Below are 16,803 nucleotides of genomic sequence, written 5' to 3' on the forward strand. Positions count from 1 at the left end.
ATTTATTACCATTTTGCCAGTCTCTTCAGATAAGCCTGAACTGTGTTTTCCAATCCCATATAAAGTGCTTCAGAAACCAAAGCATGCCCGATAGATACTTCCAACAGGTTGGGAATGGTGTCTGCAAAATATTTCAGGTTTTCTAAGCTTAAATCATGACCTGCATTGATTCCCAATCCGAAATTGGTAGCTTCAACCGCTGTGTCGTAATATGGTTTTATAGCCTGTTCTTTATTAGTCAGATAATTTTTTGCGTAGGCTTCGGTATACAGTTCTATTCTGTCTGCACCTGATTTAGCAGCATATTCTACCAGTTCCGGTAAAGGATCAAGGAAAACAGAAGTACGGATACCTGCCTTTTTAAATTCTGCAATAATCTCTGTAAGGAAATCAAGATGTTTTTTGGTATCCCAGCCTGCATTGGATGTAATAGCATCATCAGCATCGGGAACCAGAGTTACCTGCTCCGGCTTCACCTCCAATACCATATCGATAAAACTCTGATGTGGATTTCCTTCAATATTAAACTCAGTCGTAACCAACGGCTTCAGATCATAGACATCTTTTCTTGTGATATGCCTTTCATCAGGTCTTGGATGGATGGTAATTCCCTGTCCTCCGAATTCCTGAATTTTTACAGCTGCTTCTGTAACACTTGGGGTTTCACCTCCTCTTGCATTTCTTAACGTCGCAATTTTATTAATGTTTACGCTTAGTTTTGTCATTTTTATTTTAGATGTTAGATATGAATGTTAGAAGTCAGAAGCTCGCAGCTGGAAGTAAATCCAGACTTTGTACTTCTATTGGTCTTTCTAAATTCATTATCATTTAAAAGTTTAATTTAAAATTTGTTTTTAAAGTGGGTAAAGCTTCAATCTTCCTACTTTATACTTTCACGCTTACCTGCATCACCTGAAGCTCAAATTCTTTGGATGCTACCAGTAAATGGTCAAAAATATCTGCCTGAATCTGCTCAAAACGCTCCCATTGGGAATCACTGGCAAAACAGTAGATTTCAAGCGGAAGTCCTTGAGGTGTGATATCCAGCTGTCTAACCATTCTGGTTCCGTTTTTATCTACGTCCGGATCGTTTTCAATATATTTTTGAGCATAATATCTGAAAACACCGATATTGGTAAGCTGCCTTCCATTGACGACCTTATCATTATGTTCAAGGCTCTCTTTTTCTTTTTTAATCTCAGAGGCTCTTTCTTCAAGATAATCTGAAATAAGGTTGATCTCCTTTAAACGCTCTACATCTTCGTCTGTCAGAAATTTAAAAGAATTGATATTAAAGTAGATTGATTTTTTTATTCTTCTGGTATTGGATTCAGACATGACCTGCATATTCTTGATTTCTGTGGTCATCAAGTCATAGGTAGGAATAGTGGAAACCGTCTTATCAAAATTGGTGATTTTGGTGGTCAAAAGGCTAATATCTGTAATATTTCCCTCGATGCTGTATTTGGGAATGCTTACCCAATCGCCTACTTTCAGGATTTTAGAAGTCGCTACGTGAAGCCCTGTTACAAATCCTAAAATTGTATCTCTGAAAACCAGTACCAGAACAGCCGTAATTGCCCCAAGACTTCCTACGATAGTGGTTCCTTTGATCCCAAAAATCACACAAAGTCCTACTACGGTAAATATAAAAAGTCCTAAAATCTTTACAGTTTCTGAAATGGCATTAAGCGCCATAATTTTGTAGAAATCCTGTTTGATACTGAAATAATTTCTAAAAGCAGTCAGTGATCTGTATAACATTCCCGCCAACATCAATACTAGTCCCAGATTGATACATCGTATTATAAAAATGGTTGTTTTTGGCAATGCATTTTCCGGAAATATGGATCCCTGGATGCCAGCAACAGCAATCAAAGCGGCAAAATGAGCTACAGAGTTCGTGATTTTGGCCTGATAAATAGATTTTAAGATGGGAAATTTCTGTTCATTATGGAATAGTCTGAAAACAGAGTTAATGATAAACTTAAAAGCAAAATCAGTAATAAAAAACAGAACGAGAAGTAAACTCAACTTTACAATAATATGGAAAACCCAGTCCAGCCCGGAAGGTGATATCTGGGTAATGTAAATGTAAAGCTGCTCGCTCAGCTCCTGGATAAAGTTTTTAGTTTCTTGTAACTGGTCATTCATTACAGCAAATTTATGAAATTAAGAATCATGATTTTACTATTCCCAATCAATTTTCATCCCAAAGAGTATTCCTCGGAAAATATTTAATAAAAATCTTTTTTGAATGAAATTATAAAATATCAAATCTTCTACAACCCCGGATTATAAATGAAAAATTAACTATAAATATCAATATAAAATAAATAATATTAAAAATAATTGCATTTTTTATGTTTAAATATTAAATATTTATTAAATTTGGTTAAAACTAAACCCATCAAAATCAATTAAATATGAAACAAAATTACTTGTTCATCGTACTATGCAGCCTTGTGCTCTTAGTAAACTGTAAAGGAGGTGATGACTCAGTGAATCCAGAAAATCCCAAACCTGTAACCGGAATAGTAGAAGGCAAAGTATTTGCTAAAAACGGAACAAAGCCAATTGGCGGCGCCATAGTATTCACCATTGACAGTAAGAATCAGGTTTACCATACCTATTCTGATGCCGATGGTACATTCAGTCTGACTGCTCCTGAAGGCAATACCACACTTCATATTCAGACCGGCAATGGTCTTAATTTTAGAACTGAAATTCCCGTTACCGTTAAAAAGGACGAAACAACCAATGTTGCCAGCAAAGATTCAAAATTGAATCAGATTGCAAAAATAGCGTATGTAGAAGGCAGCTATGACGAAATAGAATCTATAATTACAAGTCTTGGTTATACGGCGACAGAAATCAGCTATCAGGATTTAAAAAATTTCAATACCATTTCTCAGTACGATATTATTTTTCTGAACTGCGGTTCACGTAACTTTGCTTACTCAGGAACCAACACACCGAGTAACGACCTTTCTATTTTCAGTAATCTCTCTACTTTTATCACGAATGGCGGAAGTATTTATACTTCAGACTGGGCTGCTGCCTATCTGGTAGGTGGAGATAAAAATGCTCCGTACTGTGGTATTTATGGAGGTTTTCTGGATCTTACAAAGATATGCTTTAATACCAATGGTAATAGTGCAATGTATAACAACTGCAGCGTTTCCAATGCTGCTATGGCTTCAGCAATAGGATTTAGCACATTAGATATTCAGTATGATCAGCCTTTGTGGCAAAAAATCCAGCATTATGATCCTTCGTTCTGGGAAGTACTGGTACAAAAAGATAATGAACCATTGATGATAAGAACCAATAAGTACGTCAATACAACAGCTCCTAAAACACCTGTGGGGACATCGTTAAACAATAATCAAATGACCATCTGCCATCATACGGCAAATGGCAACAATATTACCATTACCATTAATCAGAATGCATGGAACGCTCACCAGGCGCATGGTGATTATGTAGGATCATGCTCAGCAACTACCAGCAGCGGAAATATTTATTATACCACATTCCATAACCATGCAAGTGGGAATATCGGTAAAGCAGGGCCAATCCTGGAATACGTAATCTTAAATTTGTAATAAAATTTTATAACTCAGTTCTCAAAGTGGTCTTTTATAAGGCCACTTTTTTTATATTGCATCTATATTTTTAAAAGAATGGATACAACGATTATCAATATTTTCTGCCTTGTTCTCCTGTTTGTAGGGATATTGGGAACTTTTCTTCCTGTTTTGCCGGGACTTTTACTAAGTATATGCGGACTTCTGATCTATAAATTCGGGACTGATGCAGATCTTCCAATGATTTATATCTGGGCATTTGGAATTCTTACACTAGCTTCTGTAGTATTAAGCTACGTGATTCCGGCAAAAACCAACAGAAAATACGGTGGTACGCGCTGGGGAAGTATCGGTTCTGTGATAGGAACTATTGTTGGTATATTCATTCCGATTCCTTTGGGTTTCCTGATAGGAATGTTTGCGGGGGTATTTATTGGTGAATTACTTCATGACAGCAAGGATATGAATAAAGCCTTACAATCTACCAAAGGAGCACTGATTGGATTCATTTACGGAACCGGATTCAGTTTTGTAGTAGGAGTGGCAATGTTTTTGGTAGTACTTCTTAATATGTTTGACGTTATTTAATAAAATATAAGAAACTATGTTCCATAAAGTTATCATACTCAGTCTGGGAATTTTTGCATTAACCGGATGCGACGCCCAAAAGAAATCTAAGATGAATACAAAAGCTTCTGAAATACAAACCAATCCAAAAGCTATGAATTCTAATGATCAGAAAGACGGTATTCTGTACCTTAGTGAAGGTGAGAATAAGTTTTTAAGAGAATACCAGATGAATGTGACATTCAAAGGGGTTTCTGAAGACAGCCGCTGTCCTGAAGGCGTCAATTGTATCTGGGCCGGAGCCGCTCTAGCTCAGGTGGAAGTAATGGGAACTGCTACGCGACCTATGATTCTGAACCTTGCCAGCATAGATTATCCGGGAAGAAATTACCACCAGTCAGCAGAATTCAACGGGTATATTATTACCTTGCAAGATGTTGCTCCCTATCCAAAACAACAGGACGGAACAAAAGCATTAGCTGGAAAATATAAAATCGGAATTACGATAAAAAAGGCAGATCAATCAACAGATTCTTCTACCAGGAAATAGGCTTTTTTCCTTTGGAAACAAGATACTCATTAATTTTTGAGAAAGGTTTGCTTCCAAAAAAACCTCTGTACACAGAAAATGGTGAAGGGTGTGCCGATTTCAGAATAAAATGTTTAGCCGGATCTATGAGTTCGGCTTTTTTTTGTGCAAAAGCTCCCCACAAGACAAACACTACATTCTCTTTTTTGTCTGAAATTTCTTTAATGATAAAATTGGTGAATTTTTCCCAACCCAGATCTTTATGGGAATTGGGTGAATGTGCACGGACCGTTAATGTTGCATTTAACATCAAAACGCCCTGTTTCCCCCAGTCATCCAACTCTTTGGAAGTTCTTACCACTCCTAAATCATCTTTTAACTCAATAAAAATATTCTTAAGTGATGGCGGTGCAGTAACCTGTTCTGAAACAGAAAAACACAAACCATTTGCCTGAAAATCATTATGGTAAGGATCCTGACCAATAATAACAACCTCAACATCGTCAAAAGCTGTCAGCTCCAGCGCTCTGAAAATCTGATTTTTCGGTGGAAAAACTTTAGTTGTTGCATATTCATTCTTTACTTTTTCCCAAAGGGTTGTAAAGTATTCTGTACTCTTTATAGGGGCTAAAATTTCTGTCCACGTCATACTGCAAAAATAATAATATTAAAATAAGAGTCTATATTATACTTTAAATATCTTCAGTTTTCTTTCGATCAGCATATAAGAAAAGTAGGACAGCAATAATGAAAGAGATATTAACAACAGATTATTAAGATGATAATTATTTATAATAACGAAATTCTGCTTCTTCACCATATAATGGATAATATATAATGAATAAGAGATATTTCCCAGGAAATACACGGCTTTGGTTTCTAAAAATGCTTTTAGATAATTTTGCTTTCCTTCATACAGATACTTTATCATAAATGCCGATAATAAAGGAATAAACAACACTCCTTTTTCAACAAACAACATAGATACAAACAATGTGATGATGATATAAAGGATTAGGTTTTCTTTTTTTATTTTAAATTGCGGCAAAAGAGCTACCCCGATTCCAAGAAAATAGGAAGAAATTGTTCTTAACAAAGAAACAAGACCATAATAATCGTCAAGATACCATAATGATTTTCCCATCTCAACACGAACTTCGGAACCCAGATACAAGTTGTCAGGAAAGTAAGGAAGTACAAATCTCAAAACCAAACTTGAAATAATTAAAATCTCGCTTCGAATTTTGTAATGCAGGACAAGCCACAGCATAAAGGGGAAAATCAGATAGCAAACCCATTCTGTACTGAGTGACCAATAGACAACATTCAGCAGATAATCAGGATTAAAAAAGCATTGTAATAATGTAGCATTTATCAAGAGTCCGCTTATAGAGCTTTTCTTTAAAAATAATACAATAAAGATGACTGATATAATATATACAGGATAGATTCTATTGATTCTTTTTTTATAAAAAACCCCGATTGTTTTATAATTCAGTTCTTTAAATTTTTCAGAATAAGAAACAGTCAATAAAAAAGCACTTAATACAAAAAAAATATCTACTGCCACATATCCCTTCCCTACTATATCCTGAATGAATTCATTTCTAAAAAAACTAAAATGAAAAAAAGCGACCCATAACGCAACAATTCCTCTAAGCCCCGTTAAAGATTTTATTTCATTTTTCATATATAATTTCAATAGGTGATAAAGATAGAAAAAAACCTGCTAGATTTCTTATTGGTCATTACCGAACGGTCTTTTTAAGCTAAAAATAATGTTATCCGGAAACCCCTCATCCTTCTTCCCTTCTAACAAAACAAAATGATGTTTTATGAGAAGTCCCTTTGAATTTTCATTGAATGTATTGGTAATCGCTACAATTTCCTGTAAATGCAATTCGTTGAATCCAACATCTAAAACCGCTTTCAATGCTTCAGACATTATTCCCTGTCTATGATATTCCGGCAGCAATTCATAACCAACTTCTGCTGTTTTCCGGTCTTCAGAAAAATTCCAAAGACAGATTGTTCCAATAAGATTCAGCTGATCTTTTAGAGCAATCCCCCAATACACGGTTTGATTGTTTTGAACCCTTTCCTTAATCGTTAAAATAAACTGAAGGGCATCATAGTTTGTCTTGGGTGAAACTCTTTTCACAAATTTATTGACTTCCGGATTGCTTCGGATTTTTAAAATGTCTTCGGTATGGTTTTCATTGATTCCTTTTAAAATCAACCTTGTGGTTTCCAGTTTCATTGATCAGATAGAATAAGTACTTGTATACTGTTACTTTAATTATTTCATAAGCCTCTTAACGCCAAAGTTTCTGAAAACTCATTCTTGTCTGTATTCATAAATAAATACACCCCGTATTTTACAGAATAACTTCTTTCATAAATGACAATAGACTCATTTTTATCACTGCTTTTTTTCTGTTCTATTTTATAAGGATCAGCTTTTTTATGATGATAGCCTACTTTATTTTTATTTTTTTTTTCTGAAATCTTTTTATTACCAGCTTTTTTGGTTTTCCTGCTATTAGGTTTATTCTCAACTTTTTCAATCTCTTTATTTTGAATTTGGGCCTGGGCCTGAGCTCCTACCGAAAGAAAAAGAAGAGCAAGCAGTGCATTTTTCATGGTTATAATTTAATTAGTGCAATAAATATACGCTATAAGCACTATCCGTTCAAACTTTTTTCATTTTAACAATAACTATTACGCTTTTGAAACTGGATATGAAAATAAAAGCTTCTTTTCATTTCCCTTCTTTATTTTATTATAATGGCTCAAAATACTCATCAATTCAAAGTTAATTTATCCTGTAAATCTCTCAGATATATGTAATAATCAAAATTCTCACTAAATTTGCATTGTGTATATAGATAAAGAAGATTTAGACGAATTAGAGTTTCCGCAATTGCTCGCGGAAATCTCCCCATTTGCGTATTCTCCGAAAACAAGAGAAAAAATTCTTCAACTTCGCCCAATGGAAATAGATGAGGCGGAACTTTCATTAAAAAAAACGTCAGAATATCTGTCGAGTTTTGAAAGTTCAAATGCGATTCCGTTTGATGAATATGAAGATATTGAAAGTGAGCTGAAATTGATGCTGATTGAGAATTACCGACTGGAAAACGCTGCTTTCATCAAAATAAAAACCATCACGGAACAGATCGGAAAACTGCAGAAGTTCTTCCCTACCATGCCGGAAACGTTTCCTAACTTGCTAGAAGAGGTTTCTGTACTGGAATTCAGAAAAGAGATCATTGATAAAGTAGATAAGGTTTTCAACCGTTTTGGTGAGGTAAAAAGTGAAGCTTCTCCGGCTCTGAAAGGCTTGAGAACTGAAATCCAGCTTGCTAAAAAAGCAATTCAGGAAAATTTCAACCGCGCACTTACCACGTATGGACAGAGTGACTTTTTGGATGACATACGGGAAACCATTATTGATGACCAAAGAGTACTAGCTGTAAAATCAGGATTCAAAAAAAGAGTGGCCGGAAGAACGCTGGGAATTTCCAAAACAGGTTCCATTACCTACATTCAGCCGGACAGTGTTGTAAAGCACTACTTCAAGCTTCGTGAAAGTGAAGAAGAAGAGAAAAAAGAAATCGATAAAGTTCTCCGACAGCTTACCGCTGAACTGGCAGAATTTCAACCTCAGCTATGGAGATATCAGGCTTATATTTTTGATCTGGACCTTACAAGAGCGAAAGCTAAGTTTTCTGATTTAGTAAACGGAATTCTTCCCAAGATCAATCGTCATAAGACATTGAAACTTAAAGATGCCTACCATCCCTTGTTATGGTTGAGAAATAAAGTAGAGAATAAAACGATTCACCCTCAGACTTTGGCTTTAACGGAGCATAACAGGATTATCTGTATTTCCGGGCCTAACGCTGGTGGGAAATCAATTACGCTGAAAACAGTAGGATTATTGCAGCTGATGATTCAAAGTGGTATTCTGGTTCCGGTTCATCCCAAATCTGAAATGTTTTTCTTTGAAAAAGTAATGACCGATATTGGTGATAATCAATCCATTGAAAATCATTTATCGACCTATTCATCAAGATTGAAGAAAATGTCCGGAATCATCCGCGAGGCTGATGCCAATACCCTTCTACTAATTGATGAATTTGGTACCGGTTCTGATCCGGAATTGGGAGGTGCTCTGGCGGAAAGTTTCATGGAGTTTTTCTATGATAAAAAGAGTTTTGCCATTATCACGACTCACTACACCAATATTAAACTGGTGATAGAACAGCTTCCCAATGCCCAGAACGCAGCAATGCTCTTCAATGAAGAAACACTGGAGCCAATGTATAAACTGGAAGTGGGCCAGGCAGGAAGTTCATTTACTTTTGAAGTTGCAGAAAAGAATAAAATCCCAAGATTTATTATCCATTCTGCCAAGAAAAAGGTAGAACATGATATTGTTAACCTTGATAAGACTATTGTAAAACTGCAGCAAGAAAAATTTGAAGTTGAAAAACTGAAATCCGATCTTGCAGAAAGAAAAGAATCTGTAGAGGATAAGCGTGACAATCTTCAGAAACTGAATGATCAGCTGCAGCAGAAACTGTTCAATTTCCAGAAATTATATGAAGAGGAACACCGTAAGCTTCAGTTCGGGAATAAGATTGAGACGTTCATCGACAGTTATACAAAGGGCAAATCCAGAAAAGATGTTGTAAAAGACTTTGTAAAGCTTCTGGAGCAGGAGAAATTCAGGAAATTAGGCCATGATAAGGATGAAACAAAACGCCTGCAGGTTGTTAAGAGAAAAATTACTCAACAGCTGAAAAAGGAGGAAGTGATTGAAAAAATTGCAGAAACCAATGAAAAACTGGAAGAACAGCGTAAAAGTGACCGTGCTGTTTGGATGAAAATTGGACAGCGTGTTCGTATTACCGGAAGTACCAGTGTAGGAACTATCGAAAAGATTTCCAGAAACAAGGTAATTGTCAATTATGGAACCTTCAAGACAACGATTAATGCGGATGAACTTGAGAGAATTTAATTAATCTAAAATGAGTTTATTTTTAAACTTATTTTACGCAAATACTAAGAGAGAGTGCCTTCCGACACTCTCTCTTTTTTATTCAATATTTTATTTCTTAATGAATTTTAACCGAATTGTATGATTTTTATCTTTCAGCTGAATAAAATAAATTCCTTCGGATAAATTGCTAAGGTTTACTTTATGATCAGAAACTTTTCCTTCACCTGCTTTTTGCCCCAATACATTATAAATCTCATAATCTGTTGCTTCTGAAATTCCGGAGATATTTAAAATATCAGATGCTGGATTAGGATAAATTTCCGGTTTTGCCGATTTAACAGCTTCGTTTACTCCCAATAAAGGGTTCAGGAAGTTTATCCCGTAATCCTCAACTTCTCCATAGGTAAATGAACCACAAGCATCTGTAGGCACCTCTTGTCTGCACATTACCCTCATTACAAGCCCGCAACCATTAATTACAGCACTAGGCAATGTAGGATAACTGGGGATAGAAAATGTGGTTACAACCGGAGCTGTTGACGACACATTATTCGCAACCAGTACTCTTTCATTAGAATCAAAAATACCATTACCATTGATATCTATCCATGCTGTTATAGTGATAGGACTTGGAGTACCTGTCCATGTACTACTTACTGAAAGCGTATTTCCAACACTTCCTGCTAAAAATTTAATTCTCCGGTCTATATCAGTTCTGTAATCGATATAGTTAGAAGCTCCGGAGTTGCTCACCATTGGAGCTGTCATTCCCGTTGAATTTACTGTTACATTTGAAATATACACCATTGTTGCATCTGTAGAGGCAGTAGTGCAATAATTGAGTGACGTCGCAAAAAATATTGGATTCGACCACATTCCCTGAGTAGTACATATTTTTGCTACCTGCACTTCATAAACTGTACAAGGCTGCAGATTCGTAATAGTAAATGAATTTTGCCCTGGTGTAGGAGTAGCTACCATCCAGGAAGTAGTTCCGGGTAATCTATATCTGATGGTATTATTCGGGGTATCTGGATCAGCAGTCCATGTAACAGTTCCGGAGGTAAGGGTTATAGTGGACATCTGAACGCCGGTGGGAACGTTCGTATCACAGTAAAATAAAGATTCCGATCCTGCTTCTATTTTGTTTTCTGCCTGAAAGCTGGAAATCCCCAAAATAAAAGAGAATACACAAAGTAGTCTTTTTGTCATGTTTATTAGTTTTTAAATTCTCTTGAAAAATAGGAATTTTATTGAATATACTTTATAGGTCGTCCATATATTATTGTATTTTTTCAATAGATTTAAATTATATACGTAAAAAACACAGCTATCCTGTAGAATATTACTGGTAAAATACCTGCTTTCTTATCATTATTTGAACAAATACAAGATTTAAGAGAACTGTAAGAGTATAATTACCCTCCGAAAAGCATTTAATTTATATATTTGGGGGATCAAAAAATTTTCATGATGACTTTCATAAACAAAGCATTCTATCTATCCGCTTTCAGTATTTTTTCTTTAGCCTTTGTAAAAGGGCAGAATAAAGTTCCTTTCGGAGTGGTAAAAGCTGAAGAAGGATATGCCAATGTACGGGTTCATAAAGACAATTACAGAAAAATTGTAGACAAAATCCGTATGCGTAAAGGAGATGTATTTGTTTATGTAAAACCTGCTCCCGGAGAAACAGAATGGATCTGGATCAAATATCCTGAAAAACAGGATGACGACAAGCCGTTTGTACGCTATGAAACGCTTGATAAAGAAGGAATGGTAAATAAAGAGCGTATTGCTTATATTGATCAGCTTCCGGCTTATACACCGTCCAAATCTAAAAACGGAAAATCACTTATTTTCACAGATAATTCTGATCCGAAAGTCCCTACTGCCCAAAGAAGCAAAGTTGTGATTGATATTTATCCATCCAATGCAGGCTACCGTAAAAAAGAAAAAGATGCAGAAGGAAAACTTCTGACCATCGATAAAGTAAAACCCTGGGGAATTGGAAATGACCTTCCAGAAGGAATGACCGAAATCAAATCGATCAGGGTACAACAGCCCGGAAGAGGTTCTGTCTTTGTAAGAGAAGCCATCAAAAATATGTTCCAGCCTACCATGGATTTTGAGAACATTGGCGTAACCTCCCTAGACACCGACAATATTTTCCTATACATGATAAACGGTTCTGGAGAAAACAGATACACCACGCTGTGGACGATCAAGAAAGGAAGAGTAATCAGCCAGATTATTTACCATAATCCGGAATAAATTCATTATTTTTGCACCCGAAAAGTTTTAACGCTTATTCATCACAGAAATTGGTTCTGCATTATTGCAGATTAAAAGGGAACCGTGTGAAAATCACGGACTGTCGCGCAACTGTAAGTAACTGAAATCTTTATCAAAGATCCACTGTGCGAGGCATGGGAAGGAGATAAAAGATGTTACAAGTCAGGAGACCTGCCTATTTCTTTAAACAAATAACTTTCGCGATTTGAAGTTGTATTGATCTGATGGATTGTTTCAGGAATTCTATAAGTTCCTGTCATTGTTCTGTTATTTTAATATCATTTTCATTTCGCTTTAATAATAATGATATATGACTACAGAAGAAAGAATTGAAGCATCCGAAACCAGAATCTTTAAAGCGGTTTTCCCTAACACAACCAATCATTACGATACCCTTTTTGGTGGTACGGCCATGCAGCTGATGGACGAAGTAGCTTTTATTACAGCCACCCGATTTGCCAGAAAAAGAGTGGTAACAGTGAGCAGTGACAAGATCGATTTCAAAAAACCTATTCCTGCCGGAACTATTGTGGAACTGATTGGGAAAGTTTCCTACGTAGGAAAAACCAGTATGAAAGTAAATGTTGAGATCTATACCGAGCAGATGTATTCTTATGAAAGAGAAAAAGCCATCGTAGGTGACTTTACGTTTGTAGCGATTGACGAATTCAAGAAACCAATCCAGATACTATAAATAAAAAAGCTTCGGGCGGCCTTTGGCCGCCCGAAGCTTTTTCTATGTTTTTTAATTTATTTCACAACTTTTTCCATTTCCAGACTTCTGTTCAGCAGCAGTTCAAAAGCTTCACCCATTTCATCAGAAGCTCTGTTGATTGCATTTTCAAGCATATTTCGGATTTGTTTTTCTGTTACTCCCGCTTCCGTCCAGCTTTTTCCTGAAGTATGAGAATTTAAAATAAACGGCATAATTCTATCAATCCCGCAGGCAAAAATAGCATCAGAGGTTTTCTCATCTTCGAACTCAAGCCATAGATTAAAGAACTCCGTGCGCAAAGGTTCATCAAGAATTCCGAAAATCTTTTGGGCAGATGCCTTTTCTCTGTCAAACTTACCTACCATTGCCTTTTCATCAAAAATAAAAGTGTCTCCAGCTTCTATCTCTACCAAATCATGGATGGAAAGCATTCTTATCACTCTTAAAAGATCAATATCTGCACGGTTTTTAGCATACGGATAAAGGATCTGTGCCAGAATGATAATCTGCCAGGAATGTTCCGCGGTATTCTCTCTTCGGGAATCATCAGCATTATAATTTCTTCGCTGTACATTTTTCAAGGCATCCACTGCCAGAATAAAGTCAATCTCTTTCTGAATTTTCATCTAACTTTTTATTTTCTATTATATTGATCTGCCGGGTATACCTTTGTTTTGGTAATCCATTTATTATTGATCTTTTCTTTAGTTATTACTTTCACCTGACCTTCAGTGTTCATATCCTCTTCCTTTTCAAAGACTTTATCCAGACCTTTATTCGGAATAACGGCGTATTCAGTAGTGAAAATATCGCAGCACCCGGATTTACCATAGGAGATCAGGCGTTTACGTTTCACATCAACATCAAAAATATCAAGGGCATTGGAAGCAAGATCCGTAAGTTCTTTACTCTTTACAAACCCCATTCTAGTACTGTTGAATACATATACATCATAGGAAGCGGCACTGTAGTTTCCCATATTTCCGTTCCTTATCGCAACATCTTCGGTTCCGTCAAAATTAAAATCATTAATGATAACAGAATTCTGCTTATTTGTCAGCTGAATCATTTTTCCCTGCTTAGGTTTTTCAGCCTGATCTACTTCCAATACCAGGTCGTCCGATACAAAAGTCTGCACCTTTGTGTTTTTATGATCAAACAATTCTACACTTCCTTTGCCGCTGCACCGCCCATCATGGCAATTCTCTACCTGGATGATTGCATCGTAATTCTTTGACGCATTTTTAACCTCAAACTGATATTGTCCAAAACAGGCAGGACCAAGTAAAACAAAAGCCGATAAATGCTTGTATGTATTTAATAAATTCATGGTAATAGTAAATAGATTTAGGTGTTTTTGTACCTAACAAAAATACGAATCATAATACCGATCTCAAAATTACAGCCTTATTATATGTAAAAATCTGAAACAATTTAACAGCCTTTAGATAAAAGAGTATTCATTAATAAGAAGCTGTTTCCCGCTATACGCTCATACTCCTCGCACAGCACCTGAAACCTATCTGCTGTGGGGTAACCGCTGCTATCGGGGCTAGATGATGGCAGTGGGCAACGAAATAATTAATAAATAATGAGTAAATAGTAATGGACCATCTCAATTATTTCTGATTATTTTTCTCAATCACATCAAAAATTTCAACAATTTTACAATTATTTCCATCCAAATTCATTTTCCTTAAAATTCAGTGTGCAATTTATTATATTGATTATCAGTATTTTAAATTATTTGTTTTAAAAATTTCACTACTTTGTATTGCATAATACCATTTATTTTACATATCTTTGTAATGTAAAATCGAAATAGGTACAACTAGCTAGGTTCCGAACTTCGAAAATTATATAACTAATTAACAAAACTTATCAAAGATGAATACCGAAAATACCAAAGCGCAAATGCGAAAAGGAATTCTGGAATTCTGTATTCTAAGTCTCATCAATAATCGCGAAATGTATGTTTCTGATCTTATTGACGAACTGAAAAAAGGAAAACTGGATGTAGTAGAAGGAACCCTCTACCCTCTTCTTACAAGACTTAAAAACGGAGAGTTTCTCTCTTACAGATGGGAAGAATCTACAGGAGGGCCACCCAGAAAATATTATCAGATCACAGAAAAAGGAAAACTTTTCCTGGATGAACTTCAAAACACATGGAATGAGCTGACAGCCTCAGTAAACAACATCACCCAACAAAATTAAAAAACAACGCTATGAACAAGACACTCTCAATAGGACTCGCAGGTTTTTCTTTTACAATAGAAGAACACGCATATATAAAGCTCAGCGATTACCTGAACGCACTGAGAAGCTCACTGGATGCTTCTGAGGCCGATGAGGTAATGCATGACATAGAAATAAGAATGGTGGAGATATTCAAAGATTCTCTGGGAAAACGTGAAGTAATCAACGATACCGACGTAGAAAAGGTAATCGCGCAGATCGGAAGCCCAGAAAAAATTGAAGAACAGGAGGAAGCTTATTTTTCTGAAAAAACATCAACAAGAAATAACTATTCAGGAAACAATTATACCGATAAAAAACAACTGTTCCGTGATCCGGAAAAACAAAAAATCGCAGGTGTTTGCGCAGGTTTAGCTCAATATGTAGGAATGGACATTACTACCATGAGAGCAATCTGGCTGGGAATATTCGTATTAGGAATTTTTACAGCAGCTATTTCATCTTCATTGATCGGTCTTTTATATGTAATCCTTTGGATCGTACTTCCAAAAGCTGAAACAGCGGCAGATTTCCTGAAAATGCAGGGAAAGCCTATGAACTTCGACAATCTTAAGAATGAGTCTAATAAATTGGTACAATTTGCCAATGAATCTACTCAGAGGGTCGGAGAAATCTACAACGAAAACAAGCCTTACATCAACAACGCAAGCAGCGGAGTTTGGAATATATTCAAGTATATTGTAGGAGGATTCTTCGTATTGATGGCTGTAGGAAGCATTATTGGAGTATTCGTATTATTCGGCCTTTTCGGAATGGATACAGACTTTCCTGGTGCCAATGAAATCAGATTCTATATGGATGATCAGGGACTTGACAAAGTACTGGCAGCCATGATGGTAATCGGAAGCTTAATTCCAGCAATTCTTTTCAGCTTATTAAGTATTAAAATATTCTCTCCAAAAACGAAACTGAGAAATATCGGATGGGTAGTAGGAGGTTTATTTCTTCTTCTGATCGGATTAGGAACTTACTTCGGAATAAGCATGGCTAAAAAAGACATGATCTACAGAGGAAGTAAAGAAGATGTAGAGAATGTTGCTATCAACACTCCTTCAGATACAGTATATGTAGATGTAAAGCAGATCAACATTCCTCAGAACTTCAAAGCTTACAATAATGATATTTATTCTGACAAAAGAACAGTTTTCGAAGAAGATTATATCTCAGTAGATGTAACAAGAAAGCCAGATATTAAAACACCTTATCTGATCATTAAAAAAGAAGGAAAAGGATATAACTTCCCAATCCAGATGACAGTTCCTGTAGAAGTTGTAAACAACAAAGTACTGCTTCCAAACTATATCAAATATCCATATGAACACAGGTTCAGAGATTATAGCCTGAATTATGAACTTGTAGTTCCGCAAAAAACAGTTGTTATCTCTATGAAAAAAGAAGGTATCCATATAGATGGAGATTTAGACGGAGACGGCATCAATGATGAAGATCAGGATGGGGATGAGGATCACAACGGTGTTAGAATTGAAAAAAACAAAATCACAGTAAACGGTTCTAGTATTGAGTACAACTCTGATGATCAGGACAGTATCATCGTAAACGGTAAAAAAGTTCCGAACAACCAGGCAAAGAAAGTAATTGATTCTGCAGTGTCCAATATCAAAAAATCAAATAAAGATATGGACATCAAGATCAAAGACGGAAAAAACGAAATTTCCATACAAACTAAATAATTAACTTCAGAGAGTGGTAGAAGGTGTGGGTGGATGGCAACCGTTTGAAATTCACACCCTTCTTCTCTCAGATAAGTGAAAATAAAACTCTATTTAGTTTCTTATGTAAAAAAAAAGTTTTAATTTCGTAGAGCTAAAATTTAATAACCAAT

17 protein-coding genes and 1 riboswitch are annotated in these 16,803 nt (G+C 35.8%); of the genes, 8 read left to right on the forward strand and 9 right to left on the reverse strand.

Features of this window, described 5'->3' with window-relative positions; all coding sequences use genetic code 11:
- Window positions 1–5: 5 nt before the first annotated feature.
- Complete coding sequence (locus tag AC57AW_RS19450) at window positions 6–725, reverse strand: pyridoxine 5'-phosphate synthase (protein WP_496353208.1); 720 nt, start codon at window positions 723–725, stop codon at window positions 6–8.
- Between the two features lie 160 nt (window positions 726–885).
- The gene (locus AC57AW_RS19455) at window positions 886–2,154 is read right to left on the reverse strand and encodes a mechanosensitive ion channel family protein (RefSeq protein WP_496353209.1); all 1,269 of its coding nucleotides are present in this window, start codon (window positions 2,152–2,154) and stop codon (window positions 886–888) included.
- Window positions 2,155–2,426: 272 nt separating this feature from the next.
- Here AC57AW_RS19455 and AC57AW_RS19460 point away from each other — a divergent pair, with 272 nt between their 5' ends.
- From AC57AW_RS19460 to AC57AW_RS19470, 3 genes are all read left to right on the forward strand, one after another.
- Window positions 2,427–3,608: a carboxypeptidase-like regulatory domain-containing protein gene (locus AC57AW_RS19460; RefSeq protein ID WP_496353210.1), complete on the forward strand. Its 1,182-nt coding sequence runs from the start codon at window positions 2,427–2,429 to the stop codon at window positions 3,606–3,608.
- Between the two features lie 78 nt (window positions 3,609–3,686).
- The gene (locus tag AC57AW_RS19465) at window positions 3,687–4,178 is read left to right on the forward strand and encodes a DUF456 domain-containing protein (RefSeq protein WP_496353211.1); all 492 of its coding nucleotides are present in this window, start codon (window positions 3,687–3,689) and stop codon (window positions 4,176–4,178) included.
- A gap of 16 nt (window positions 4,179–4,194) precedes the next feature.
- A complete protein-coding gene (locus AC57AW_RS19470; RefSeq protein ID WP_496353212.1) occupies window positions 4,195–4,707 on the forward strand; it encodes a hypothetical protein in 513 nt (170 codons plus the stop codon).
- Here AC57AW_RS19470 and AC57AW_RS19475 read toward each other — a convergent pair.
- The 4 genes from AC57AW_RS19475 to AC57AW_RS19490 are packed head-to-tail and all read right to left on the reverse strand — an operon-like array spanning window position 4,694 to window position 7,329.
- A complete protein-coding gene (locus AC57AW_RS19475; protein WP_318847023.1) occupies window positions 4,694–5,335 on the reverse strand; it encodes a uracil-DNA glycosylase in 642 nt (213 codons plus the stop codon). The genes AC57AW_RS19470 and AC57AW_RS19475 overlap by 14 nt on opposite strands.
- 36 nt (window positions 5,336–5,371) lie before the next feature.
- Window positions 5,372–6,376, reverse strand: coding sequence for an acyltransferase family protein (locus AC57AW_RS19480; RefSeq protein ID WP_496353213.1), 1,005 nt, complete (start codon window positions 6,374–6,376; stop codon window positions 5,372–5,374).
- A gap of 48 nt (window positions 6,377–6,424) precedes the next feature.
- Window positions 6,425–6,946 (reverse strand): GNAT family N-acetyltransferase, encoded by a 522-nt coding sequence (locus AC57AW_RS19485; RefSeq protein WP_496353214.1) that lies wholly within the window; start codon window positions 6,944–6,946, stop codon window positions 6,425–6,427.
- Window positions 6,947–6,990: 44 nt separating this feature from the next.
- On the reverse strand, window positions 6,991–7,329 hold the full coding sequence (locus AC57AW_RS19490) for a hypothetical protein (RefSeq protein ID WP_496353215.1): 339 nt from the start codon (window positions 7,327–7,329) through the stop codon (window positions 6,991–6,993).
- A gap of 235 nt (window positions 7,330–7,564) precedes the next feature.
- Between AC57AW_RS19490 and AC57AW_RS19495 the strand changes: the two genes are divergently transcribed.
- On the forward strand, window positions 7,565–9,712 hold the full coding sequence (locus AC57AW_RS19495; protein WP_496353216.1) for an endonuclease MutS2: 2,148 nt from the start codon (window positions 7,565–7,567) through the stop codon (window positions 9,710–9,712).
- 90 nt (window positions 9,713–9,802) lie between these two features.
- Here the strand turns inward: AC57AW_RS19495 and AC57AW_RS19500 are convergent, their stop codons facing one another.
- A complete protein-coding gene (locus tag AC57AW_RS19500) occupies window positions 9,803–10,906 on the reverse strand; it encodes a T9SS type A sorting domain-containing protein (RefSeq protein WP_496353217.1) in 1,104 nt (367 codons plus the stop codon).
- Window positions 10,907–11,164: 258 nt separating this feature from the next.
- Here AC57AW_RS19500 and AC57AW_RS19505 point away from each other — a divergent pair, with 258 nt between their 5' ends.
- Both AC57AW_RS19505 and AC57AW_RS19510 read left to right on the forward strand, forming a co-directional pair.
- Window positions 11,165–11,965, forward strand: a complete 801-nt coding sequence (locus AC57AW_RS19505) for a hypothetical protein (RefSeq protein ID WP_496353218.1) — start codon at window positions 11,165–11,167, stop codon at window positions 11,963–11,965.
- A gap of 34 nt (window positions 11,966–11,999) precedes the next feature.
- Window positions 12,000–12,179, forward strand: a riboswitch (cobalamin riboswitch).
- A gap of 117 nt (window positions 12,180–12,296) precedes the next feature.
- Window positions 12,297–12,680 (forward strand): acyl-CoA thioesterase, encoded by a 384-nt coding sequence (locus AC57AW_RS19510; protein WP_002977578.1) that lies wholly within the window; start codon window positions 12,297–12,299, stop codon window positions 12,678–12,680.
- A 56-nt stretch (window positions 12,681–12,736) separates the two neighbouring features.
- Here AC57AW_RS19510 and AC57AW_RS19515 read toward each other — a convergent pair whose 3' ends face one another.
- A complete protein-coding gene (locus tag AC57AW_RS19515) occupies window positions 12,737–13,327 on the reverse strand; it encodes an HD domain-containing protein (protein ID WP_496353219.1) in 591 nt (196 codons plus the stop codon).
- 8 nt (window positions 13,328–13,335) lie between these two features.
- Window positions 13,336–14,031 carry an XAC2610-related protein gene (locus AC57AW_RS19520; protein WP_496353220.1) on the reverse strand — a complete coding sequence of 232 codons (696 nt, stop codon included), beginning with the start codon at window positions 14,029–14,031 and terminating at the stop codon, window positions 13,336–13,338.
- 557 nt (window positions 14,032–14,588) lie between these two features.
- Here AC57AW_RS19520 and AC57AW_RS19525 point away from each other — a divergent pair.
- Both AC57AW_RS19525 and AC57AW_RS19530 read left to right on the forward strand, forming a co-directional pair.
- Window positions 14,589–14,918 carry a PadR family transcriptional regulator gene (locus AC57AW_RS19525; RefSeq protein WP_047378510.1) on the forward strand — a complete coding sequence of 110 codons (330 nt, stop codon included), beginning with the start codon at window positions 14,589–14,591 and terminating at the stop codon, window positions 14,916–14,918.
- Between the two features lie 11 nt (window positions 14,919–14,929).
- Entirely contained in the window at window positions 14,930–16,651 is a 1,722-nt protein-coding gene (locus AC57AW_RS19530; protein WP_318847014.1) for a PspC domain-containing protein, read from the forward strand.
- The last annotated feature ends 152 nt before the right edge of the window (window positions 16,652–16,803 follow it).

This window comes from Chryseobacterium sp. BGA-UO-ETr-SB22 (assembly GCF_059567885.1).